This is a genomic window from Streptomyces albiaxialis, assembly GCF_039530985.1.
GTDB lineage: Bacteria > Actinomycetota > Actinomycetes > Streptomycetales > Streptomycetaceae > Streptomyces > Streptomyces albiaxialis.
Genome location: NZ_BAAAPE010000011.1, coordinates 161,998 through 184,309, shown reverse-complemented (window position 1 = coordinate 184,309; position 22,312 = coordinate 161,998). Strand labels below are relative to the sequence as shown.

The window sequence follows — 22,312 nt, the reverse complement described above, 5'->3', positions numbered from 1 at the left end:
GCCACGGCGAAAGCCACGGTCTGCGACGCGCGGTCAGGGGCACCCCCTTAGCAGGGCGATCCGCTACGCGGGGACGCTCGCGACGCCGGGTTCGAGGAACCGGCGCCCGGAGACCCGCTCGCTGACACCCTCACGGTCCAGGTAAGGCGTCACGCCGCCCAGGTGGAAGGGCCAGCCCGCGCCCGTGATCAGGCACAGGTCGATGTCCTGGGCCTCGGCGACGACGCCCTCGTCGAGCATGAGGCGGACCTCTTCGGCGATGGCGTTGAGCGCGCGGTCGCGGACCTCCTCCTCGGACAGCACGGTGTCCCGGACCTGGAACAGCTCGGCGACCTCCGGGTCCAGCTCCGTCGTGCCGGGCACGTACAGGTTCCGCTTGCCCGCAGCCACGATCCGGCCGAGGTTCTCCGAGGTGGCGAACCGGGCGGGGAACGCGCTGTGCAGCGTCTCCGCGACGTGGTGCGCGACGGCCGGGCCCACCAGCTCCAGGAGCTGGATCGGGGACATCGGCAGCCCGAGCGGCGCGAGGGCGCGGTCCGCGACGTCGACCGGGGTGCCCTCGTCGATGGTGCGCAGCACCTCGCCGAGGAAGCGGGTCAGGACGCGGTTGACGACGAACGCCGGGGCGTCCTTCACCAGTACGGCCGTCTTCTTGAGCTGCTTGGCGACGCCGAAGGCCGTGGCCAGCGAGGCGTCGTCCGTCTGCTCGCCGCGCACGATCTCCAGCAGCGGCAGGATCGCCACCGGGTTGAAGAAGTGGAAGCCGACGACCCGCTCGGGGTGCTGGAGCTGCGAGGCCATCTCGGTGACCGACAGCGAGGAGGTGTTGGTGGCGAGGATGGCGTGCGCCGGTACGGCCGCCTCGACCTCGGCGAACACCTTCTGCTTGACGCCCATCTCCTCGAACACGGCCTCGATCACGAAGTCCGCGTCGGAGAAGGCGGAGGTCTTGTCGAGCGACCCGGTGACCAGGCCCTTGAGGCGGTTGGCCTTGTCCTGGTTGACGCGGCCCTTGAGGAGCAGCTTGTCGATCTCCTCGTGGACGTACGCCACGCCCTTGTCGACGCGCTCCTGGTCGATGTCCGTCAGGACGACCGGCACCTCCAGGCGGCGCGCGAACAGCAGCCCGAGCTGCGAGGCCATCAGGCCCGCGCCGACGACGCCGACCTTGGTGACGGGGCGGGCCAGGGACTTGTCCGGGGCGCCCGCGGGCCGCTTGGCGCGCTTCTGGACCAGGTTGAACGCGTAGATCCCGGAGCGCAGTTCGCCGCCCATGATCAGGTCGGCCAGCGCCTGGTCCTCGGCGTCGAAACCCTGCCGCAGGTCGCCGCTCTTCGCGTTCGCGATGATGTCGAGGGCCCGGTAGGCGGCCGGGGCCGCGCCGTGCACCTTGCTGTCGGCGATCTCCTTGCCGCGCGCGACGGCCGCGTCCCACGCGTCGCCCCGGTCGACCTCGGAGCGGACGACCTCGACCTCGCCCTTGAGGACGGAGGCGGTCCAGCGGAGCGACTCCTCCAGGAAGTCGGCGCCCTCGAAGATCGCGTCGGCGATCCCCAGCTCGTAGACCTGCTTGCCCTTCAACTGCCGGTTCTGGTTGAGGGAGTTCTCGATGATGACCGAGACCGCGCGGTCGGCGCCGATCAGGTTCGGCAGCAGCGCGCAGCCGCCCCAGCCGGGCACCAGGCCGAGGAAGACCTCGGGCAGCGAGAAGGCCGGCAGCGCGGCGGAGACCGTGCGGTACGTGCAGTGCAGGCCGACCTCGACGCCGCCGCCCATGGCGGCGCCGTTGTAGAACGCAAACGTGGGAACGGCCAGCGAGGACAGCCGCTTGAAGACCTCGTGGCCGCCCTTGCCGATGGCGAGCGCGTCCTCGTGCCGCTTCAGCAGCTCGACGCCCTTGAGGTCGGCGCCGACGGCGAAGATGAAGGGCTTGCCGGTCACGCCGACGCCCTTGATCTTCCCCTCGGCGGCCTCCTTCTCCACCTGGTCGATCGCGGCGTTCAGGTTCGCCAGCGACTGCGGGCCGAAGGTGGTCGGCTTGGTGTGGTCCAGGCCGTTGTCCAGCGTGATGAGGGCGAAGTTCCCGGCGCCGTCCGGCAGTTCGAGGTGACGGACGTACGCGTGCGTGACGACCTCGTCCGGGAACAGCTCGGCAGCGCCCTTCAGCAGCTCAGCGGTGCTCGTGCTCATGCTTACTTGCCCTCCCAGTGGGGGTTCTCCCAGATGACGGTCCCGCCCATGCCGAAGCCGACGCACATGGTGGTGATGCCGTAGCGGACGTGCGGCTGCTCCTCGAACTGCCGGGCGAGCTGCGTCATCAGCCGCACGCCGGAGGAGGCCAGCGGGTGACCGAACGCGATCGCGCCGCCGTACTGGTTGACGCGCGGGTCGTCGTCCGCGATGCCGTAGTGGTCGAGCAGCGAGAGCACCTGCACGGCGAACGCCTCGTTGATCTCGAACAGGCCGATGTCGTCGATCGAGAGCCCGGCCTTCGCGAGGGCCTTCTCGGTCGCGGGGACCGGCCCGATGCCCATGACCTCGGGCTCGACGCCCGCGAAGGCGTACGAGACGAGCCGCATCTTGACGGGCAGTTCCAGCTCGCGCGCCACGTCCTCGGCGGCGACCAGCGAGGCGGTCGCGCCGTCGTTCAGGCCCGCCGCGTTGCCCGGCGTCACACGGCCGTGCGCGCGGAACGGGGTCTTGAGTCCGGCGAGGTTCTCCAGCGTCGTGCCCGGCCGCATCGGCTCGTCGGCGGTCGCGAGGCCCCAGCCCTTCTCGCCGCCCTCGTCGCCCGTACGGCGCACGGAGATCGGCACGAGGTCGGCCTGGATCTTGCCGTTGGCGTACGCCTTGGCGGCCTTCTCCTGGCTCGCCACCGCGTAGGCGTCGGCGCGCTCCTTGGTCAGGTGCGGGAACCGGTCGTGCAGGTTCTCGGCGGTCATCCCCATGAAGAGGGCCGACTGGTCGACCAGCTTCTCCGAGACGAAACGCGGGTTCGGGTCCACGCCCTCGCCCATCGGGTGCCGCCCCATGTGCTCGACGCCGCCCGCGACGACGATGTCGTACGCGCCGAAGGCGACCGAGCCCGCCGTCGTCGTGACGGCGGTCATCGCACCGGCGCACATCCGGTCGATCGAGTAGCCGGGCACGGACTGCGGAAGCCCCGCGAGGATGCCGGCGGTACGGCCGAGGGTCAGGCCCTGGTCGCCGATCTGGGTCGTCGCGGCGAGCGCCACCTCGTCGATGCGCTCGGGGGGCAGCCCGGGGTTGCGGCGCAGCAGCTCACGGATGCACTTGACGACCATGTCGTCGGCGCGGGTCTCGTGGTAGATGCCCTTGGGGCCCGCCTTGCCGAACGGGGTGCGGACGCCGTCGACGAAGACGACGTCCCTAGCGGTACGAGGCACGTTGGCTCTCCTCCAGGTGCGGCCGGGGGTCGGGGTTTCTCCCCGACCCCCATGCTACTTGTGGGTAACCGTGTCGCAAGAGCCGTCCTCCCCGAGGGGCCTACGTCACACGCCCCCGCCCTCTTTTCCGGCCACCCGGCGAGCGGGCTGCCACGGGGGTGCCCCGCGCCGCGCGTCCCAGCCTGCGAGTGCGCGCCTGGCTGGTCGCGCAGTTCCCCGCGCCCCTGACGGGGCACTCTTGCTTCTCCCCGCTGTGCTTGGGAGGTCTGCCACTGGGGGTACCCCCTGCTCGAAGAGCTTGGGGGAGCAGGGCTGGCAAGCGCAGCCCACCTTTGCCGGGTGCGGCTTATGCGGCCTCGGCCTGGAGTGCGGCCACCAGCAGTGGCAAGGTCTGCTCGATCTGCCATTCCCTCGCTCCGAGGGAGCGGAGAGCGGAGGTCACGCCGGACTCCGTCACCTCCGCCGGAGGCTCCCAGCACAGGCGCCGCACAGAATCCGGCGTCAGCAGATTCTCCTGCGGAAGATTCAGCTCGTCCGCCCGCGCGTTGACCGCCGCCCGGGCGGCGGTCAGGCGCGCCGCGGCGGCCGGGTCCTTGTCCGCCCAGGAACGGGGCGGCGGCGGCCCGTTCGGCACCTGGCTCTGCTGCGGCAGCTCGGAGTCCGGGAGCTGGCGCGCCCGGTCCACGGCGGCCTGCCACTGCTCCAACTGCTTGCGGCCCATCCGCTGCCCGTACCCCGGCAGAGCCGAGAGCGCACGGACGTTCGGCGGCATCGCCAGCGCCGCCTCGATGATCGCCGCGTCCGTCAGCACCTTGCCCGGCGAGACGTCGCGCCGCTGCGCGACCGCGTCCCGCGTCGTCCACAGCTCGCGGACGGCGGCCATCTGACGGCGGCGGCGCACCTTGTGCATGCCGGAGGTGCGGCGCCACGGGTCCTTGCGGGGCGGCGGCGCGGGGGCCGAGGCGATCGCGGCGAACTCCTCCCTCGCCCACCCCAGCTTGCCCTGCCGCTCCAGCTCGGCCTCCAGCGCGTCCCGCAGATCGACGAGCAGCTCGACGTCGAGCGCCGCGTACCGCAGCCAGGGGTCGGGGAGCGGGCGGGTGGACCAGTCGACCGCGGAGTGGCCCTTCTCCAGTGCGTAACCGAGCACGCTCTCGACCATCGCCCCCAGGCCGACCCGCGCGAATCCGGCCAGCCTGCCCGCGAGTTCCGTGTCGAAGAGCCGCGCCGGGCGCATGCCTATCTCACGGAGGCAGGGCAGGTCCTGCGTCGCCGCGTGCAGCACCCACTCGGTGCCGCCCAGCGTCTCACCGAGGACGGAGAGGTCGGGGCAGGCGACGGGGTCGATCAGCGCTGTGCCCGCGCCCTCGCGTCGCAACTGGATCAGATACGCCCGCTGCCCGTAGCGATAGCCGGACGCGCGTTCGGCGTCGACGGCGACGGGGCCCGACGCGTTCGCGAACGCGTCGACGACCCGGCTCAGCTCCTCTGCCGCCACGGTTACCGGCGGAATGCCCTCCCGCGGTTCCAAGAGAGGGACCGGCGCCGGACCCGAGTCCTGGAGAGGGGCCTGAGCTGCGTTTGCTGATGCGGTCTCTTGGGCGTCGGTCACCAGTCAAGGGTATCCGTGTGCACGCAATGCGAAGCGCCCGCCGACGGAACGTTACCTCGACGGGCGCCGCACAGAGGATCGGACGATGGTGAACGGTTCAGTGGATGATGCCGGTGCGCAGTGCCACCGCCACCATTCCGGCGCGGTCGCCGGTGCCCAGCTTGCGGGCGATCCGGGCGAGGTGGCTCTTGACGGTCAGCGCGGACAGGCCCATCGAGACGCCGATGGCCTTGTTCGACTGGCCCTCGGCCACCAGGCGCAGGACCTCGACCTCGCGCCCGGACAGCTCGCGGTAGCCGCCGGGGTGGCCGGGGCCGCCGGGACCGCCGCCGGGGCGGCGGTGCATGCGCGCGGCGGCGGCACCGATCGGCGCCGCGCCGTGCCGGGTCGGCATGGCCCCGCCGAGGTTGGTGCGGGTGCCGGTGACGACATAGCCCTTGACGCCGCCCGCGAGGGCGTTGCGCACGGCGCCGATGTCGTCGGCCGCGGAGAGTGCCAGACCGTTCGGCCAGCCCGCCGCCCGGGTCTCGGACAGCAGGCTGAGCCCCGAACCGTCGGGGAGATGGACGTCGGCCACGCAGATGTCGCGTGGATTGCCGACTCGGGGACGGGCCTCCGCGATCGACGACGCCTCGATCACGTCACGGACACCGAGAGCCCACAGGTGGCGGGTCACGGTCTGACGGACGCGGGGGTCGGCCACGACGACCATGGCCGTCGGCTTGTTCGGGCGGTAGGCGACCAGGCTTGTGGGGTGCTCAAGGAGAACAGACACCGGGCCTCCTGGGGGGAGTGGCTGGGGACGGGCCCGACGTCCGGGTGGCGGGAAGCCTGCGGACGAGTCGGGTATTCCGTGTGGAAGGGTCACAGACCTCTTCGGCAGCTCTCCCCCGAGGCTTTAGTGAAAGATCACGAAGGGGTGATACGTCCCGCTATTGCGGGCCACGCCGCTGCGGAAGCTGGACGACCGAACCGCCGTCCCCACTCTCCGGCGGCAGCCCCGCGCACTGGCAGAGCATCTCGGACCACGCCGACAGATGGGCCGCGGCGTCGGGCGCGGCCTCGCCGCCCGCCGGGGTCCAGCTCGCCCTGATCTCCAGGACCTCCTGCGGGTCCTGCTCCCCGAGGCCCCCGAAGAACGTCGAACTGGACCGGGTCACGGTGCCGCTCGGCTCCGCGTACCCCGCCTCGCGGGCCTCCAGCGCGCCCGTCAGCCAGGACCAGGTCACCTCGGGCAGCAGCGGGTCCTGCGCCATCTCCGGCTCCAGCTCCGCGCGTCCGAGCGTGACGACGCGGAAGGTGCCCTGCCAGGAGTCCTGCCCCTCCGGATCGTGCAGCAGGACGAAGCGGCCGTCGGCCAGCTCCGTGCCCGCGTCGTCGGGCTCGGTGACCGCGGCCTCCAGCGCGAAGGCGTACGGCGCGAGGCGCCGCGGCGCGGGGAGAGGGGAGATCCGGACCTCGGGGCGGAGCCGTGCCTCGCTGAGCGCGGTGACGGCCGCCCGGAAGGGAGGGGGAAAGGACTCCCCGCCGCCGCCACCGGAGTTGCCCGCCATTGATGCCCTCGCCGCTGTCATGGGCGGAAGAGTAGGCGGAGGGCGAGCTTCAGGCCGGTAGGGACACCCCGGACGGCCGTGGGAGACTTCTGGGGTGAGTGGAAACGACCGCCCCTGGGGCGCCCCTCGGGGCCAGCAGAACGTTCAGGCGTCCACCCCGAACGCCGCCGTGCGGGACTCCGCCTTCCTGCGCGCGTGCCGCCGGGAGCCCGTGCCGCACACCCCGGTGTGGTTCATGCGGCAGGCCGGCCGCTCGCTGCCCGAGTACCGCAAGCTGCGCGAGGGCACCGCGATGCTCGACTCCTGCATGCGGCCCGACATGGTCGCCGAGATCACGCTCCAGCCGGTGCGGCGGCACGGGGTCGATGCCGCGATCTTCTTCAGCGACATCGTCGTCCCCCTCAAGGCCATCGGCGTCGACCTCGACATCAAGCCGGGCGTCGGGCCCGTCATCGCCCGGCCGTTCCGCTCGCGCGCCGACCTGGAGCGGCTGCGCCGCCTGGAGCCGGACGACGTGGCGTATGTGACGGAGGCCTTCGGCATCCTCACCCGCGAGCTGGGCGCCACCCCGCTCATCGGCTTCGCCGGGGCGCCCTTCACGCTCGCCAGCTACCTGGTCGAGGGCGGTCCGTCCCGGAACCACGAGCACACCAAGGCCATGATGTACGGCGACCCGGAGCTGTGGGCCGAGCTGCTCGACCGGCTCGCGGACATCACCTCCGCGTTCCTGCGCGTGCAGATCGAGGCCGGGGCCTCCGCCGTGCAGCTCTTCGACTCGTGGGTCGGCGCGCTGGCCCCCGCGGACTACCGGCGCTCTGTGATGCCCGCCTCGGCGAAGGTCTTCGCCGAGGTCGCGGCGTACGGGGTGCCGCGTATCCACTTCGGTGTCGGGACCGGTGAACTGCTGGGCCTCATGGGCGAGGCCGGGGCCGATGTCGTCGGCGCCGACTGGCGCGTGCCGGTCGGCGAGGCCGCGCGCCGTGTCGGCCCCGGCAAGGCGATCCAGGGGAACCTGGACCCCGCCGTCCTCTTTGCCCCGCGTCACGCTGTTCGCTCGAAGGCCGACGAGATCCTTGAGTCGGCCCGTGGTCTGGAAGGGCACGTCTTCAACCTCGGACACGGCGTCCTGCCGGACACGGATCCCGCCGTTCTCACGGACCTCGTCGCCTACGTGCACGAACGTACGGCGGCGGCTTAGGGGCTGCCCCTTCCCGTGCTTCGCCGGGTGCGGCTGCGTGGTACTTGCTCGCGCAGTTCCCCGCGCCCCTGAAGCTGCCCCTTCGGGGCGCTTCACGGGAGCGCCCCGTCAGGGGCGCGGGGAACTGCGCGGCCAGCCACGGCGTACCCGCGGGCCGCGATGTGCCGTGCGGGGCAGTCTCGTCCCGGTCGTGTCGCGGAGAAGAAGGCACCCTCTTATGTGAGGTCGTCCCGCACCGCGGCCGCCGCCTTGCGGGCGGCGATCAGGACCGGGTCCCAGACCGGGGAGAAGGGTGGGGCGTAGCCGAGGTCGAGGGCGGTCATCTGTTCCACCGTCATGCCGGCCGTGAGGGCGACCGCGGCGATGTCCACGCGCTTGCCCGCGCCCTCGCCGCCGACGATCTGGGTGCCGAGCAGGCGGCCCGAGCGGCGTTCGGCGATCATCTTGACGCGCATCGAACGGGCGCCCGGGTAGTAGCCCGCTCGGCTCGTGGACTCCGTCGTGACCGTGACGAACTGGAGGCCCACCGCCGCCGCGTGCCGCTCCAGCAGGCCCGTACGCGCGATCTCCAGGTCGCACACCTTGCTGACGGCCGTGCCGACGACGCCGGGGAACGTGGCGTAGCCGCCGCCGATGTTCGCGCCGATGATCTGCCCGTGCTTGTTCGCGTGCGTGCCGAGCGCGATGTGCTGGGGGCGGCCCGAGACGAGGTTGAGGACCTCGACGCAGTCGCCGCCCGACCAGATGTTCTCGTGGCCCCGTACGCGCATCGCCAGGTCCGTGCGGAGGCCGCCCGACTCGCCCAGGGGGAGGCCCGCCGCGCGGGCGAGGCCCGTCTCGGGGCGTACGCCCAGACCCAGGACCACGACGTCCGCCGCGTACTCCGCGTCCTCCGTGGCCACTCCGCGTGCCCGGCCCCCGCCGTCCGTGAGGACCTCCGTGACGGCCGCGCCGCGCACCGTCTCGATGCCCATGCCGCACATCGCCTCGTGCACCAGCGCGCCCATGTCCGGGTCGAGCGTGGACATCGGCTGCGGGCCCCGGTCCACGACGGTCACCGTGTAGCCGCGGTTGATGAGGGCCTCGGCCATCTCCACGCCGATGTAGCCGCCGCCGACGATCACCGCGCGGCGACCGCCGGGGGTCTCCTCCTCCTTTTCGAGGACGTCGAGGAGGGCCTGGCCGTCGTCGAGGGTCTGCACGCCGTAGACGCCCGGCGCGTCGATGCCGGGCAGCGGCGGACGTACGGGGCGGGCGCCGGTGGCGAGGACGAGCTGGTCGAAGCCGAGCCACTCCTCGGTGCCCGCGTCCACGTCCCGGGCCCGTACGCGCTGCCCGGCCAGGTCGATCTCCGTGGCCTCGGTGCGCATCCGCAGGTCGATGTCGCGCCGCCGGTGCTCCTCGGGCGTACGGGCGATCAGCGCGTCCCGGGCCTCGACCTGGCCGCCGACCCAGTACGGGATGCCGCAGGCCGAGTACGAGGCGAAGTGGCCCCGCTCCAGCGCGATGATCTCCAGCTCGTCAGCGGCCTTGAGCCTGCGGGCCTGCGAGGCGGCGGACATGCCCGTCGCGTCGCCGCCGATCACGAGCATGCGCTGCGGTGCCATACGGGTTCCCTTCGTCGGTGACCGTTCCCGACCCCCTGATCACGTCACGGGGAACGGCGCGGGACACTAACCGTATGCGCGTACTGGTCATCGGCGGAGGCATCTCGGGGCTGGCAGCGGCCCACCGGCTCGTCACGGAGGGCGCCCGCGTCACGCTGCTCGACGCGTCCGCCCGGCTCGGCGGCAAGCTGCACGCGGGCAGCGTCGCGGGCGCCGCCGCCGTGGATCTCGGCGCCGAGTCGATGCTGGCGCGGCGGCCCGAGGCTGTCGGGCTGGCACGGGAGGTCGGCCTCGGGGACGCGCTCCAGCCGCCCGCCGTCGCCGGGGGCGCGATCTGGACGCGCGGCGAGGTCCGGCCGATGCCCAAGGGGCATGTGATGGGCGTGCCCGGCGACCCGGCCGCGCTGCACGGGGTGATCTCCCCGGAGGGGCTCGCGCGGATCGCCGAGGACGAGACGCTGCCGCGCAGCGAGGTCGGCGAGGACGTCGCGGTCGGCGCGTACGTCGCCGAGCGGCTCGGGCGCGAGGTCGTGGACCGGCTCGTCGAACCGCTGCTGGGCGGGGTCTACGCCGGTGACGCGTACCGCATCTCGATGCGTGCCGCCGTCCCCCAGCTCTTCGAGGCCGCGCGTGGTGAGCGTTCGCTGCTCGCCGGGGTGCGCGGCATCCAGGAGCGGGCGGCGTCGGCGCCCGCCTCGGGCGGGCCGGTGTTCATGGGCGTCGAGGGCGGCGTCGGGCGGCTGCCGCTCGCGGTCGCCGACGCCTGCCGTGCCGCCGGGGCCGAGATCCGCACGGGCACGGCCGTACGGAAGCTGGTCCGGCGCGAGGAGGGCTGGAGGGTGGTGACCGACCAGGAGACGCTGGACGCCGACGCCGTCGTGCTGGCCGTGCCCGCGCCCGCCGCCGCGCGGCTGCTGGCCGACGAGGCGCCGGGCGCGGCAGCCGAACTGGACGCGGTGGAGTACGCGTCGATGGCGCTGGTCACCCTCGCCTTCCGGCGCGCCGACACCGGGGGCCTGCCGTCCGGCAGCGGCTTCCTGGTGCCGCCGGTCGACGGGCGGTCGATCAAGGCCTCGACGTTCGCCTCGCAGAAGTGGGGCTGGATCGGCGAGCAGGACCCCGGGCTGAGCGTGCTGCGCACCTCGCTGGGCCGGTACGGGGAGACGGCGGTGCTGGAGCGGGACGACGACGAGCTGGTCGCGCTGTCGCTGCGCGACCTGCGCGAGGCGACGGGCCTCGCGGCGCGGCCCGTGGACACGGTGGTGACGCGCTGGGACGAGGGGCTGCCGCAGTACGCCGTGGGGCACGTGGACCGCGTCGAGCGGGTCCGCGCCGGGCTGGCCGCCGTGCCGGGGCTCGCGGTGTGCGGCGCCGCGTACGACGGGGTCGGCATCCCCGCGTGCGTCGCCAGTGGGGAGCGGGCCGCGGAGGAGACCCTGGCGTCGGCGCGCGCAGGGCGCGGAGGAGAATGAGGACCATGAGCGACGACGCACCGCAGAAGGCCCCGAACGCGGGCAAGAAGGCCAAGGACCTCAACGAGGTCATCCGCTACACCCTGTGGTCGGTCTTCCGGCTGCGCGACGTGCTGCCGGAGGCCCCCGGCGACCGTGCGGGGTACGCGGACGAGGTGGAGGAGCTGTTCAAGCAGCTCGCCGCCGAAGACGTCACCGTGCGCGGCACGTACGACGTGTCCGGGCTGCGCGCCGACGCGGACCTGATGATCTGGTGGCACTCGGAGACCTCCGACGCGCTCCAGGACGCGTACAACCGCTTCCGCCGCACCAAGCTGGGGCGGGCCCTGGAGCCGGTGTGGTCGAACATGGCGCTGCACCGGCCCGCCGAGTTCAACAAGTCGCACATCCCGGCGTTCCTCGCCGACGAGGAGCCCCGCGCGTACGTCAGCGTGTACCCCTTCGTGCGGTCGTACGAGTGGTATCTGCTGCCCGACGACGAGCGCCGCACGATGCTCGCCGACCACGGCAAGATGGCCCGCGGCTTCCCGGACGTCCGCGCCAACACGGTCCCCTCGTTCTCGCTGGGCGACTACGAGTGGATCCTCGCCTTCGAGGCCGACGAGCTGTACCGCATCGTCGACCTCATGCGGCACCTGCGCGGCTCCGAGGCCCGGATGCACGTCCGCGAGGAGGTCCCCTTCTACACGGGCCGCCGCAAGTCCGTGGGCGAACTGGTGGCCGGTCTCGCCTGACGGGGCGCGACGTCCCGGATGTGACACGTCTCATCCGCACGGGATTTGACTTCCCGGCGATTGGACGGCCCGGTGGGGCGGGCTGTTACGTTGGCGCGATTCGTGACCACTCGGGGAGCAGCAGGAAGGGAGGCGGGGCCGATGATGACCGCCCTTGCCTCCCCGTCCGTGATCTGACCCCGAAGACGTTTCACCATGAGCCTGTCCCCTCTCGCCCTGTCCCGGCGTGCCCTTGTCGCGGGCGCCGTCGCCCTGTGCTGTCTGCTGACGTTCTCGATAGCCGAGGCCGTGGGCGCGCGGGGCGGACACGGGGCGGAATCGCGCAAGCCGCCGGAAACGGCGCCCGCGAGCCCGTCGTCCAAGCCGCCCCGTAAGCCGAAGCCCAAGCACAAGCACAAGCACAAGTCCCAGCACAGGTCGAAGTCCGCGCCCGGGAAGGGACAGGCGACCGGGGCGGGGCGGAACGCCGCCGAACCCGTGATCGACGGGCCGGTGTTCAACGATCCCGCCGACCTCTCCGGCGGCGCCGGGCGGCCGAGCGCGGGGCAGGCCGCCGTCATGAACCAGCTCATCAGGCTGACCGACCGGGTGCCGGCGGGCGGCGAGATCGAGTTCGTGATGTTCGAGTTCGCGGACGGCGACCGGTCCACGGCCGTGCTCGACGCGCTGCTCGCGGCGCACCGCAGGGGCGTGCACGTCAAGGTGGTCCTGGACTCCTCCAGTCCCGGCGCCCTCGCCCGGTTCCGGCAGGCCTTCGGCGCCGGGAAGGACCGCGCGTCGTGGGCCGTGGCCTGCCCCGCCGGGCGCGGCTGCATAGGACGCGACTATCTGCACAGCAAGTTCGCGCTGTTCTCGTCGGTCGTCGTCGGCGGGAAGGAGCACCGGAACGTGGTCTTCCAGACCTCGTCGAACCTGAAGGACTGGTACCTCTACAACTCCTTCAACGACTCCTTCACCGTCGCCGACGCCCGCGCCTACGCCGACTACCGCCGCTACTTCGCCGACCTGCGCGCCCGGAAGCCCGACTCCCGCTACTTCTGGCGCGGCCCGGCGGGCGCCCGTTACCGGGCCCTGTTCTACCCGGGCGCGCAGGACCCCTCGCGGGACCCCGTCGCCAACGACCTCCGGCGCGTCCAGTGCCGGTACGAGGACGGGGGCGGCACGGCGCGGCGCACCGCCGTACGGATCGCGCTGACCGCGTTCACCAAGCACCGGCTCGATGTCGCCCGGCAGTTGCGGGCGCTGCGCGACCAGGGCTGCTCGGTCGACATCGTCCACCCGGGCCCCGCGGGCGGCCCCTCGGTCGCCCCCGAGGTGCTCAAGGCGCTCAACCCGGCCGGGCGGGCGCCGATCCGCCTCACCCCGTGCCGCTTCGACCCCGGCAACGGGCAGGCGGTCAGCACTCACACCAAGGTGATGATGATCGACGGCTCCTTCGGCGGCGACCTCACGCCCCGCGTCTACACGGGCAGCGCCAACTTCACACACCTGGAGAACTCCGACGACTCCGCGCTCCGCGTCACGGGCCGCGCCGCGCACGACGCGTACCGCACCTGGTTCGGGAAGCTGCGCGCGGCGTGCGGCGGGGGCCGCTGACCGGACCCCGCCCCGCCCCCGCCCCCGCTACGGCTTGGGCTCCGGGCGGGGCTCGCATTCCGCCTTGTCGCCCGGGGTCTTGCCGTCGAACAGGTAGTTCACCAGGTGGGCGTCGGCGCACTTGTTGCCGCCCGCGACGCCGTGGGTGCCCGCGCCGCGCTCGGTGACGAGCGAGGAGCCCTTCAGACGGCGCCGGGTCTCGACCGCGCCCTCGTACGGGGTCGCGGCGTCGCGGGTCGCGGCGAGCAGCAGCACGGGCGGCAGCTCGCCGGGCCCGGTGCGGACGTCGAGCGGCCGGGACGACGGGACCTTCCAGGAGGCGCAGGGGAGGTTCATCCAGGCGTTCTCCCAGGTGTTGAACGGCGCGAAGGGCGCGAGCACCGAGTTGTCCACGTCCCAGCGCGTCCACGAGCGGGGCCAGGGGGCGTCGGAGCACTGGACGGCGTTGTAGACCGCGTTGCCGTTCTCGTCCTCGGTGGCCTCCGCCGGGTCCGGCGCCGCGAGCTTCGTCAGCGGCTTCTCGTCGCCCTTCCGGAACGCCGCGAGCGCGCGGGCGTGCCGGGCCCAGACGTCGTCGGCGTACGCGGTGTCGAAGAACGAGCTGAGCAGCTCCTCCGAGCCGACCTTGCCGCCCGCCGGCTTCCGGTCCACGGCGTCGCGCACGCGGTCGAACGAGCGCTGCACCTCCGGCTCGCTGCGGCCCAGCCCGTACGTCTTGTGGTGCCGGGCCGTCCACTCCTTCCAGTCGGTCCAGCGGTGCTCGAAGGAGACGTTCTGGTCGAGGTTCGCCTGGTACCAGATCTTCTCGGGCGAGGGGTTGACGACGCTGTCCAGGACGAGGCGGCGCACGCGCTCGGGGAAGAGCGTGGCGTAGACGGAGCCGAGGTACGTGCCGTACGAGACGCCCAGGAAGTTGATCTTCCGCTCGCCGAGGGCGGAGCGGATCGCGTCCAGGTCGCGGGCGTTGTCGGGCGTCGTGTAGTGGCGCAGCCTGTCGCCCTGTGCCTCCGCGCAGCCCCGCGCGTACGCCTCGGCGCGCTCGCGCATCTTCCGCTTGAACGCGGGTGAGGGATCGCGCGGCGAACGGCTGGGCGCCTTCGCGAACTCCCGGGGGTTCCCGCACGAGAGCGGCGCCGACCTGCCCACCCCGCGCGGGGCGTAACCGACCAGGTCGTAACGGGTGTTGAGCTTCTTCCACACCCCGCCGAGCGCCTTGGGGTAGAGCGGGAACGACATGCCGCTGCCGCCCGGGCCGCCCGGGTTGTAGAGCAGCGAGCCCTGGCGTTCGGAGGGCTCGCCGGTGGCGCGCAGCCGGCTGACGGTCAGCTCGATCTTCTCGCCGTGCGGCTTCGCGTGGTCGACGGGCACGGAGACGGTGCCGCACTCGACGGGCCGGGGGAGGTGCTCGACGCGCGGGCACTTCTTCCAGTCGATGCCGCCTCGCGCGGGGGCCCCTTCGGCGGAGGCCGCCGGAGTCAGGGACAGGGTCAGTGCCAGGGCGGTGAAGGAGCCGCAGATCGCCGGAGTGCGCATGCCCGGATGCTTCGGGCCCCGCCGCCCTGAGTAAAGCACCGGTTACGGGTGTCGTGCCGGAACCGCCCGATCCGGGGACGCCTCCGGGGCCGTACGGCCCAGGCCGGGTTGCGCGAAAGGGTCAGGAGCGCCCGGGGAGGCGGTCCAGGAGGCGGCGGACCCGGCCCGACGGCAGGGGCGCGGGGCCCGCTCGCTCGCGCCACCAGGCGTGCAGCCGCTTGCGCTGCTTCGCGTCGTCCGGGCGGTCGGCGGCCAGCAGATGCTGGGCGAAGTCCAGCGCGTCGCGCCGGTAGTTGCCCCGCATCGGACGGCCCTCGGCGTAGGCGAGGAACGCCGTGCGGTACTCCTCCTCGCCCAGGATGCCGGGGAGTTCGGGCGCGACCTTGGCGACGACGTCGGCCCGCTTGGCGCGCAGCGCGCGGGCCTGCACGGCCAGCCGCTCCGCGTCGAAGCCGGGCGGCACGGGCCCGTCGGCGACCAGCGCGGAGAGCAGCTCGCCCTGGGCACGGGCGAGCCTCTCGCGGGCGGCGTCGAGGCCGGTGTCGGTGCCGCTGGCGGTGCCGCTTGTTTCGGTGTCGGCGCCGGTGCCGGTGTCGGTGTGGGTCTCAGACACGGGGCGCCTCCTTCGGGCGGGCGGTGTGCCGGGCCAGCACGTCCCGGATCGCGTCCAGTTCGCCCTCCAGTTCCGCCACGGGCGGGAAGGCCTCGTCGCGCTCCAGCAGCACGCCGGGCGGCACGGCACGCGCGCACAGCTCGTCCAGCACGTCCAGCACGGGCGCGCCGACGGGGTGCGCGTGGCTGTCGTGCCAGACGCCGTCCCGTTCGACGCCGCCCGCGACATGGACGTACGCGAGCGCGTCCAGCGGCAGCGCGTCGAGCACGGCGGCCGGGTCCTCGCCCCGGTTCACGTGGTTGGTGTGGAGGTTGGCGACGTCGATGAGCAGCCGTACGCCCGTGCGTTCGACCAGCTCCGTGAGGAACCGGCCCTCCGTCATCTCCTCGTCGGGCCACTCGACCAGCGCGGCGATGTTCTCCAGCGCGAGCGGCACGGGCAGCGCGTCCTGCGCGAGGCGCACGTTCGCGCAGAGCACGTCGAGCGCGTCGCGCGTGCGCGGCACGGGCAGCAGGTGCCCGGCCTCCATGGGCCGGGTCCCGGTCAGGTCGCCGCCCGCGCGGACGAACGCGATGTGCTCCGTCACCAGCGGCGCCGCCAGCGCCTCCGCGCGCTCGGCGAGGGCCGCCAGCCGTTCCGGGTCCGGGCGGTCGGCGCCGCCCAGGCCGAGCGAGACGCCGTGCGGGACGACGGTCGTGCCGCGCTCGCGCAGCCGCTCCAGCGCCTCGGGCAGGTGCCCGGGGGAGACGTTCTCCGCCACCACCTCGACCCAGTCGATGCCCGGCAGCGCCTCGATCCCCTCGGCGATCTCGGGCCGCCAGCCGATGCCCGTCCCCAGGCGTTCTCCCAAGCGCTCGGTGTGTTCCATGCGCGGACCTCCCCCGTACGTTCTCCCAGTCTCTGCCTCATGGAGGTGAGACGAATCCCCGAACGGCCCGGTTCAGAGGTCGATTTGAGGTTCCGGGCCGAGCCTCAGCGCCGGGTGGTCCGCGACCACGGTGCAGGAGTCGGCCGGGATCTCCGTGAACCCCGCGTCGCGCACGACGGGCAGGGCGCCCGCCGTCAGCTCGCGCCAGTGCGCGGCGTCGCGCGCGGTGCGGACGGCCAGCGGGAAGTCCGCCGCGCGCCACGCCTCGCGGGCCGCCGCGTCCAGGTCCCACCAGGCGAGCTGGGCGCCGTGCGCGGCCTGCGCCATGGCCTTGCCCGCCGTCATCTCCAGCTCCGGGCTCAGCCACAGCACCGGTACGTCCGCGGCGGGCGCGGGCGGCGGTTCCGGGTCCGTCAGATCCGTGCCGGAGACCTGGAGGCGCGCGAGGTCCTTCGGCCAGGCGTCGACGGGGACGGGCGGGAAGACCCGCACCTCGGCCGTACGGCCCGTGACCGTGAGCCCCGGGAGCGGTTCCGCGCGCCGCCACTCCGAGCCGCGCGCCCGCCGCACCACCTTGCGGATGCCGCGCTCCTCCCACGCCCGTACAGGCTCGTGCCACGGGCCGGCCCCGTCGGCCGTACGCGGGTCCGACAGGAAAGTGAGCACGGCGCGGGCGGCCGTCTCCAGCGCGTCCGTGCGCGCGGGCGGGGCGGCGCGCTCGATACGGACGACGAGGGGAAGGACGTACGGCGGGTCGTGCGGGTCGTGCGGGTCCTGCCGGTCGTGCGGGGCGTGCGGGTCATTCGGGGAATCGCTCACGTGATCAATTCTGCCAGGGGATACGGTCACGGCCATGAGCTGGTCGATGAGGCTGGAGGGGGTCGGCCGCCGCTACGGGCTGACCGGGCCGTGGGTGCTGCGCGGCGTCGATCTGGAGGTGGGCGCGGGGCGGCTGCTGCGCCTGGAGGGCGCCAACGGCTCCGGCAAGTCCACCCTGCTGCGCCTCCTCGCGGGGATCGACGCGCCGAGCGCGGGCCGGATCAGCGGACGCCCGCCGCGTCGCGCGTACGTACCCGAGCGCTTCCCCTCGGCCCTGCCGCTGACCGCGCTCGGCTATCTGACCCACCTGGGGCGCGTGCAGGGCCTGTCGCGGCGCGCGGCGTCGCGCGCGGCGGGGGAGTGGCTGGAGCGGTTCGGCGCCGGGCGGTACGCCCGTACGCGGATGTCCGAACTCTCCAAGGGCGGCAGCCAGAAGGTCGCCGTCGCGCAGGCGCTGCTCGGCGCCCCCGCGCTGCTGGTGCTGGACGAGGCCTGGACGGGACTCGACGTGGACGCCCGCACAGTGCTCGACGGCGCGGTGGCGGAACGGGTCGCGGACGGCGGCACCGTCGTCTTCGTCGACCACGACCCCCGCCGCCTCGCGGACGCCACGGACACGGTCCACCGGGTGACGGGCGGCGGCCTGGTGCCGGGGCCCTCGGCGCCGGGGCCCTTGGCGCCCGGGCCTTCGGCGTCCGGGCCGCGCGCCCGGGTCGTACGGATCGAGGCCGAGGGGCCGCCGGGCGCGGCCGTCGCGGGGGCACGGGCCGGTGCGGACGGCACGGCCGTGCTGACCGTGCCCGCGTCGGAGTCGGACGCCGTGCTGTACGCGCTGCTGACGGCGCGCCCGCCGTGGCACGTCCGGCGGGTCACCGGAGGTGCGGAGTGACTGCCCTGGTGCGGTACCAGCTCGCGCTGCTCGTACGGTCGCAGCGGTGGCTGCCGCCGGTGCTCGCGTACGCGGCGCTGGTCGGCGTCGGCGTACGGGCCGGGCAGCCCGTCCTCGACTCGCTCGGCTACGCCGCGGCGATGCTGCTGCCCGTCGCCGCCTGGCTCGTCCGTATCTGCGTCACCGCCGAGCCGGACGCCGCACGGCACTGCGCCGCGGCGCTCGCCGGTCCCGCGCGGGCCCATGTGAGCGCGGTGCTCGCGGGAGGGGCGGGCGCCGGGGTGCTGGGGGCCGTGGGGACGGGCGTCGTCGTCGCGATCAGCGACCCGCACAGTACGGACGGGCGGGTGGCCGTTCCGCTGCTGCCCGCGGCGGGGGCGGGGCTGGTGGCCGCGGCGGCCTGCGGGGTGGTGGGGGCCGGGGTGGGGGCGCTGTGCAGCCGGCCCGTGGTGCGGGGGCGGGGGTGGGGCGTGCTCTCTTTGCTGGGCGGGGTGGTCGTGGTGCTGGTCGCGGGGGCCTCGCCGGCCAACGCGGCGGTCCAGGGCCTGGTCTCCGCGTCCCGAGCGGGCTCGGTCCCCTCTCCCTGGCCCTCCCTCTTGGCGTCGCTCGCCTTCACCACCTGCGCCCTGGCCTGCGCCGCGACCCTGACCCCCCGCCGCTAACCCCCTCCGGGGGGCCAAGACTTCCGGGCTTGCCCCCTAAGGGGCGCGGGGAACTGCGCGACAAGCCACGGCGCGGCCGCAGTCTGCGATGCACGGTACGGGGCACCCCGAACCCAGCCCTCATCGCGGGGCACCCGGCGAAGGGGGCTGCGCTTGCCAGCCCTGCTCCCCCCGAGCTCTTCGAGCAGGGGGTACCCCCAACGGCAGACCTCCCAAGCTTCGCGGGAGGGAGAAGCAGGGAGGGAGGTGGGGCACCCCCTGTTCGGGGAACTGGGGGTGCCCCCAGTTCAGGCGTGGTGCCAAGGGCCGGTTATGGCGAAGGTCGTGCCCGGCGTGTAGCAGTTGACGTACATCGTGCGGTGGTCAGGCGAGAACGTGACGCCCGCGAACTCGCCCCACTCCGGCTCTTCCGGCGTACCGATGTTCTGCGCGCCGCGGGCCACGGGATAGACCTTGCCCTTGCGCGTGAGGCCGAAGACGTGCTGCGCGCCCGCGCCGTCCTCGCAGACCATGAGGCCGCCGCTGGGCGCGAGGCAGATGTTGTCCGGCTCCTCGCCGGGGAGCTGGAGGTCCGTGTCGGGGCCGAAGACGACGACGAGGGTGAGGCGGTTGGCGTGCGGCTCGTACCGCCAGACCTGGCCGTAGTGGTCGGCGGCGGAACCCTCCGCGCTCTTGGCGTACGACGAGACGAAGTAGACGCTGCGCCCGCCCCAGTAGCACCCCTCCAGCTTCTGCGCGTGCGTGATGCCCTTCGGCCCGAAGTCCTGGAAACGGATGGGGGTTTCCTTGGCCAGCGGATCCGGCACCTTGACCCATTCGATCCCCTCGAAGGCCGTGCCCGTCTCGGTCACCGCCGACAGATCGCGGACCCCCGGCACGCGCATCGCCTCGAGCCTGCCGCCCGCGTGCAGCGAACCGTAGCCGCCCTTCGGCTTCTTCGGGAGGAACCGGTAGAAGAGTCCGAACGGCTTCTCGAAGGCGTCCTCCGTCTCGTAGACGGCCCCGTTGTGCGGGTCGAAGGCGACGGCCTCGTGCTGGAAGCGGCCCATCGCGGTGAGCGGTTCGACGGACGTGGGGCGGTCCTTGTCGAAGCCGACCTCGAAGATGTAGCCGTGGTCCTTGGTGTGGCCCTGCTCCCCGGCCTTGAACTCGGTCTCCTCGCAGGTGAGCCAGGTGCCCCAGAGGCTGGGCCCGCCCGCGCAGTTGGTGGAGGTGCCGGCGATGCCGACGCGTTCGGCGAGGACGTCGTTGTGCCGGTCGAGCTGGAGGACCGTGCAGCCGCCCTTGGCGGCCGGGTCGTAGGTGAGGCCCTTGACGGTGGGCACGGGGACGCGGCCGTCCATCCGGTTCTCGTGGTTGCGTACGAGCCAGACGGAACCGTGGTTGCGGCCGTGGCCGGAGCGGCGCGCGGCGAAGGCGGCCATGCCGTCGTGGTTGCTGGGGACCTTGCCCTCGCCGGAGGACATCGGGTCGCCCTCGCGGGAGAGGACCTTGTAGCGGAAGCCCTTGGGCAGGTCGAGCAGCCCCTTGGGGTCGGGTATCAGCGGGCCGTAGCCCGAACTCCCGCCGGTGGCCTGGGCTGCGGCGGTCCCCGCGAAGAGTTCGGACAGCGCGCCGCTGAAGGCGACTGCCGCTCCTACCGCGCCCGTTCTTGCCAATGCTTGACGTCGAGTCGTGGACACTGGGCAACTCCCCTGTTGGCGGCCAGGTGATGTGACCCGTGTGTCTACCACCAGTGCTACGCGCGGAGAAGACCCTCGGCGTCGCGGGCGAGGGCCGTGAGGCGGGAGATGGCCCGGAAGTACTTCTTGCGGTAGCCGCCCTTCAGCATCTCCTCGCTGAAGAGCCGGTCGAAGGGGACGCCGGAGGCGAGGACCGGTATCTCGCGGTCGTAGAGCCGGTCGGCGAGGACGACGAGGCGCAGGGCCGTGGACTGGTCGGGCACGGCCGAGACGTCGGTGAGGCAGACCGCTGCGACGTCCCGGACCAGGGCGCCGTAGCGGCTGGGGTGGACGGTGGAGAGGTGTTCGAGGAGGGAGGGGAAGTCGTCGAGCGCGGCGCCGGGGGTGGCGTACGCGGCGCGCGTGACCTCGTCGTCGGTGAACGGCTTCGGCGCCTCGGGCAGCCCCCGGTGCCGGTAGTCCTCGCCGTCGATGCGCAGGGCGCGGAAGTGGGCGGACAGGCCCTGGATCTCGCGCAGGAAGTCGGCGGCGGCGAACCGGCCCTCGCCGAGCTTGCCGGGCAGGGTGTTGGAGGTGGCCGCGAGGGCCACGCCGTGCTCGACCAGGCGGGCGAGGAGGCTGGAGACCAGCACCGTGTCGCCGGGGTCGTCCAGCTCGAACTCGTCGATGCACAGGAGCTGGTGGCCGCTGAGCGTCTTGACGGTCTGCTGGAAGCCGAGCGCGCCGACGAGGTTGGTCAGCTCCACGAAGGTGCCGAACGCCTTGCGTTCCGGCGCGGCCGGTGCCGCGTGCCAGAGGGAGGCGAGGAGGTGGGTCTTGCCGACGCCGTAGCCGCCGTCGAGGTACACGCCGCGCGGCCCGGCGGGCGCCGCGGCCTTCGGCTCGCGCCGGAACCAGCGCTTCCGGCCGCTTCCGGCCGCGGTGGCGCCCCTGCCGAGTCCGTCGGCGAACGCGCTCAGCACGCGGACGGCCTCGGTCTGGCTCGGCTGCTGCGGGTCCGGTATGTACGTCGAGAAGCGGACGCCGTCGAAGCGCGGCGGCGGCACCATCTCGGCCACGAGCTGCTCGGCGGGCACGTGCGGCTCGCGGGCGCTCAGGGCCGCGGGGGCCGCCCCGGAGGAGCCGGAAGCGGAATCGGATATGTGCGCTGCGCTGGTTGACACGATTGTCATGCTAGTCGGCCGTCGGCTCCCGGCGCGCAGGCCGTGGGGCGTGCGCCGTGCCACACTGCGGCGTATGCGACGCCTGTTCCCTTCCCGTGCCGCGCCGTCACCCGCCCCGCAGTGGAGCCTGGAGGAGATCGCCGAGGAGTACGCGTATCCGCTGCCGGAGGAGCTGGAAGGGCCGGGCGGGAGGGACGGCGCCTGGCTGCGCGGCAATATGGTCGCCTCGCTGGACGGCGCCACTCACCACGGCGGACGGTCCCGGCCCCTCTCCTCCGAGGCCGACATGTGGATCTTCGGCGTGCTGCGCGGCCTGGCCGACGTGGTCGTGGTCGGCGCGGAGACCGTACGGCAGGAGGGGTACGGGCCCGCGCGCGTGCGGGAGGCGTTCGCGGACCGGCGCGCGGCGGCCGGGCAGTCGCCGGCCCCGGTGATCGCCGTGGTCACGGCGAGCCTGGAGCTGGACTGGTCGGGGCCGCTGTTCACCGAGGCCGTGGTGCCGACGCTGGTCGTGACCGGCGAGGGCGCCCCCGCGGAGCGGGTCGCGGAGGCCCGCGCGGCGGGCGCCGAGGTCGTGTTCGCGGGCCCGGGCGCGGGGGCCGAGGCGGCGCGGGTGCCGGGCGCGCTCGCCGCGCGGGGCCTGCGGCGGCAACTGACCGAGGGCGGGCCGCGACTGCTGGGGCAGTTCGCGGCTGCCGGGGTACTCGACGAGCTGTGCCTGTCGGTCGCGCCGCTGATCACGGTCGGCGACGCGCCGCGGATCACCGACGGCGCCGGGCTGGCGGCGCCCGAGGACTACTCGCTGGAAGGGGTGCTGGAGGAGGCGGGGTTCCTCTTCACGCGTTACCGTCGCATCCGACAATGAGCGGAATGAGACGTTCCGCTTAAATCTGGTTGGGCAGAC

At 73.4% G+C, this 22,312-nt stretch carries 17 protein-coding genes and 1 pseudogene; 7 read left to right on the top strand and 11 right to left on the bottom strand.

The window, feature by feature from the left end:
- Positions 1 to 63: 63 nt before the first annotated feature.
- The 5 genes from ABD343_RS21455 to ABD343_RS21435 all read right to left on the bottom strand — a co-directional run bounded on the left by ABD343_RS21455 (position 64) and on the right by ABD343_RS21435 (position 6,593).
- On the bottom strand, positions 64 to 2,190 hold the full coding sequence (locus ABD343_RS21455) for a 3-hydroxyacyl-CoA dehydrogenase NAD-binding domain-containing protein (RefSeq protein ID WP_344530618.1): 2,127 nt from the start codon (positions 2,188 to 2,190) through the stop codon (positions 64 to 66).
- A 2-nt stretch (positions 2,191 to 2,192) separates the two neighbouring features.
- Positions 2,193 to 3,407: a thiolase family protein gene (locus ABD343_RS21450; protein ID WP_344530617.1), complete on the bottom strand. Its 1,215-nt coding sequence runs from the start codon at positions 3,405 to 3,407 to the stop codon at positions 2,193 to 2,195.
- 346 nt (positions 3,408 to 3,753) lie between these two features.
- Entirely contained in the window at positions 3,754 to 5,019 is a 1,266-nt protein-coding gene (locus ABD343_RS21445) for an HRDC domain-containing protein (RefSeq protein WP_344530615.1), read from the bottom strand.
- Positions 5,020 to 5,116: 97 nt separating this feature from the next.
- Positions 5,117 to 5,794, bottom strand: coding sequence for a LuxR C-terminal-related transcriptional regulator (locus tag ABD343_RS21440; protein WP_344530613.1), 678 nt, complete (start codon positions 5,792 to 5,794; stop codon positions 5,117 to 5,119).
- Positions 5,795 to 5,951: 157 nt separating this feature from the next.
- Positions 5,952 to 6,593: a DUF3000 domain-containing protein gene (locus ABD343_RS21435; protein WP_344530611.1), complete on the bottom strand. Its 642-nt coding sequence runs from the start codon at positions 6,591 to 6,593 to the stop codon at positions 5,952 to 5,954.
- Positions 6,594 to 6,666: 73 nt separating this feature from the next.
- Here ABD343_RS21435 and hemE point away from each other — a divergent pair, with 73 nt between their 5' ends.
- Positions 6,667 to 7,770, top strand: a complete 1,104-nt coding sequence (gene hemE / locus ABD343_RS21430) for a uroporphyrinogen decarboxylase (RefSeq protein WP_425578237.1) — start codon at positions 6,667 to 6,669, stop codon at positions 7,768 to 7,770.
- 215 nt (positions 7,771 to 7,985) lie between these two features.
- Here the strand turns inward: hemE and ABD343_RS21425 are convergent, their stop codons facing one another.
- A complete protein-coding gene (locus tag ABD343_RS21425; RefSeq protein WP_344530609.1) occupies positions 7,986 to 9,377 on the bottom strand; it encodes an FAD-dependent oxidoreductase in 1,392 nt (463 codons plus the stop codon).
- Between the two features lie 38 nt (positions 9,378 to 9,415).
- Here ABD343_RS21425 and hemG point away from each other — a divergent pair, with 38 nt between their 5' ends.
- From hemG to ABD343_RS21410, 3 genes are all read left to right on the top strand, one after another.
- Positions 9,416 to 10,849 (top strand): protoporphyrinogen oxidase, encoded by a 1,434-nt coding sequence (gene hemG, locus ABD343_RS21420; protein ID WP_344530925.1) that lies wholly within the window; start codon positions 9,416 to 9,418, stop codon positions 10,847 to 10,849.
- Positions 10,850 to 10,854: 5 nt separating this feature from the next.
- On the top strand, positions 10,855 to 11,583 hold the full coding sequence (hemQ, locus tag ABD343_RS21415) for a hydrogen peroxide-dependent heme synthase (RefSeq protein ID WP_344530607.1): 729 nt from the start codon (positions 10,855 to 10,857) through the stop codon (positions 11,581 to 11,583).
- A 195-nt stretch (positions 11,584 to 11,778) separates the two neighbouring features.
- On the top strand, positions 11,779 to 13,179 hold the full coding sequence (locus ABD343_RS21410) for a phospholipase D-like domain-containing protein (RefSeq protein WP_344530605.1): 1,401 nt from the start codon (positions 11,779 to 11,781) through the stop codon (positions 13,177 to 13,179).
- 27 nt (positions 13,180 to 13,206) lie between these two features.
- On the opposite strand, the gene ABD343_RS21405 is transcribed toward ABD343_RS21410, so the two are convergent.
- From ABD343_RS21405 to ABD343_RS21395, 3 genes and pseudogenes are all read right to left on the bottom strand, one after another.
- The gene (locus ABD343_RS21405) at positions 13,207 to 14,712 is read right to left on the bottom strand and encodes an alpha/beta hydrolase (protein ID WP_344530603.1); all 1,506 of its coding nucleotides are present in this window, start codon (positions 14,710 to 14,712) and stop codon (positions 13,207 to 13,209) included.
- A 121-nt stretch (positions 14,713 to 14,833) separates the two neighbouring features.
- Positions 14,834 to 16,193 (bottom strand): annotated as a pseudogene (locus ABD343_RS21400) (MbnB/TglH/ChrH family RiPP precursor modification enzyme).
- 72 nt (positions 16,194 to 16,265) lie between these two features.
- Positions 16,266 to 17,048 carry a peptidyl-tRNA hydrolase gene (locus tag ABD343_RS21395; protein WP_425578236.1) on the bottom strand — a complete coding sequence of 261 codons (783 nt, stop codon included), beginning with the start codon at positions 17,046 to 17,048 and terminating at the stop codon, positions 16,266 to 16,268.
- Here ABD343_RS21395 and ABD343_RS21390 point away from each other — a divergent pair.
- Both ABD343_RS21390 and ABD343_RS21385 read left to right on the top strand, forming a co-directional pair.
- Positions 17,047 to 17,901: an ABC transporter ATP-binding protein gene (locus ABD343_RS21390; protein ID WP_344530599.1), complete on the top strand. Its 855-nt coding sequence runs from the start codon at positions 17,047 to 17,049 to the stop codon at positions 17,899 to 17,901. The two genes, ABD343_RS21395 and ABD343_RS21390, sit on opposite strands and share 2 nt — an antisense overlap.
- Positions 17,898 to 18,563 (top strand): ABC transporter, encoded by a 666-nt coding sequence (locus tag ABD343_RS21385; protein ID WP_344530597.1) that lies wholly within the window; start codon positions 17,898 to 17,900, stop codon positions 18,561 to 18,563. Before ABD343_RS21390 ends, ABD343_RS21385 begins: the two co-directional genes overlap by 4 nt.
- Positions 18,564 to 18,850: 287 nt before the next feature.
- On the opposite strand, the gene ABD343_RS21380 is transcribed toward ABD343_RS21385, so the two are convergent.
- Together ABD343_RS21380 and zapE are read right to left on the bottom strand one after the other, a co-directional pair.
- A complete protein-coding gene (locus ABD343_RS21380) occupies positions 18,851 to 20,245 on the bottom strand; it encodes an alkaline phosphatase PhoX (protein WP_344530596.1) in 1,395 nt (464 codons plus the stop codon).
- Between the two features lie 56 nt (positions 20,246 to 20,301).
- Complete coding sequence (gene zapE / locus ABD343_RS21375) at positions 20,302 to 21,417, bottom strand: cell division protein ZapE (protein ID WP_344530594.1); 1,116 nt, start codon at positions 21,415 to 21,417, stop codon at positions 20,302 to 20,304.
- Between the two features lie 64 nt (positions 21,418 to 21,481).
- On the opposite strand from zapE, the gene ABD343_RS21370 reads away from it, so the two are divergent.
- Positions 21,482 to 22,273: a pyrimidine reductase family protein gene (locus ABD343_RS21370; protein ID WP_344530592.1), complete on the top strand. Its 792-nt coding sequence runs from the start codon at positions 21,482 to 21,484 to the stop codon at positions 22,271 to 22,273.
- Positions 22,274 to 22,312: the final 39 nt, after the last annotated feature.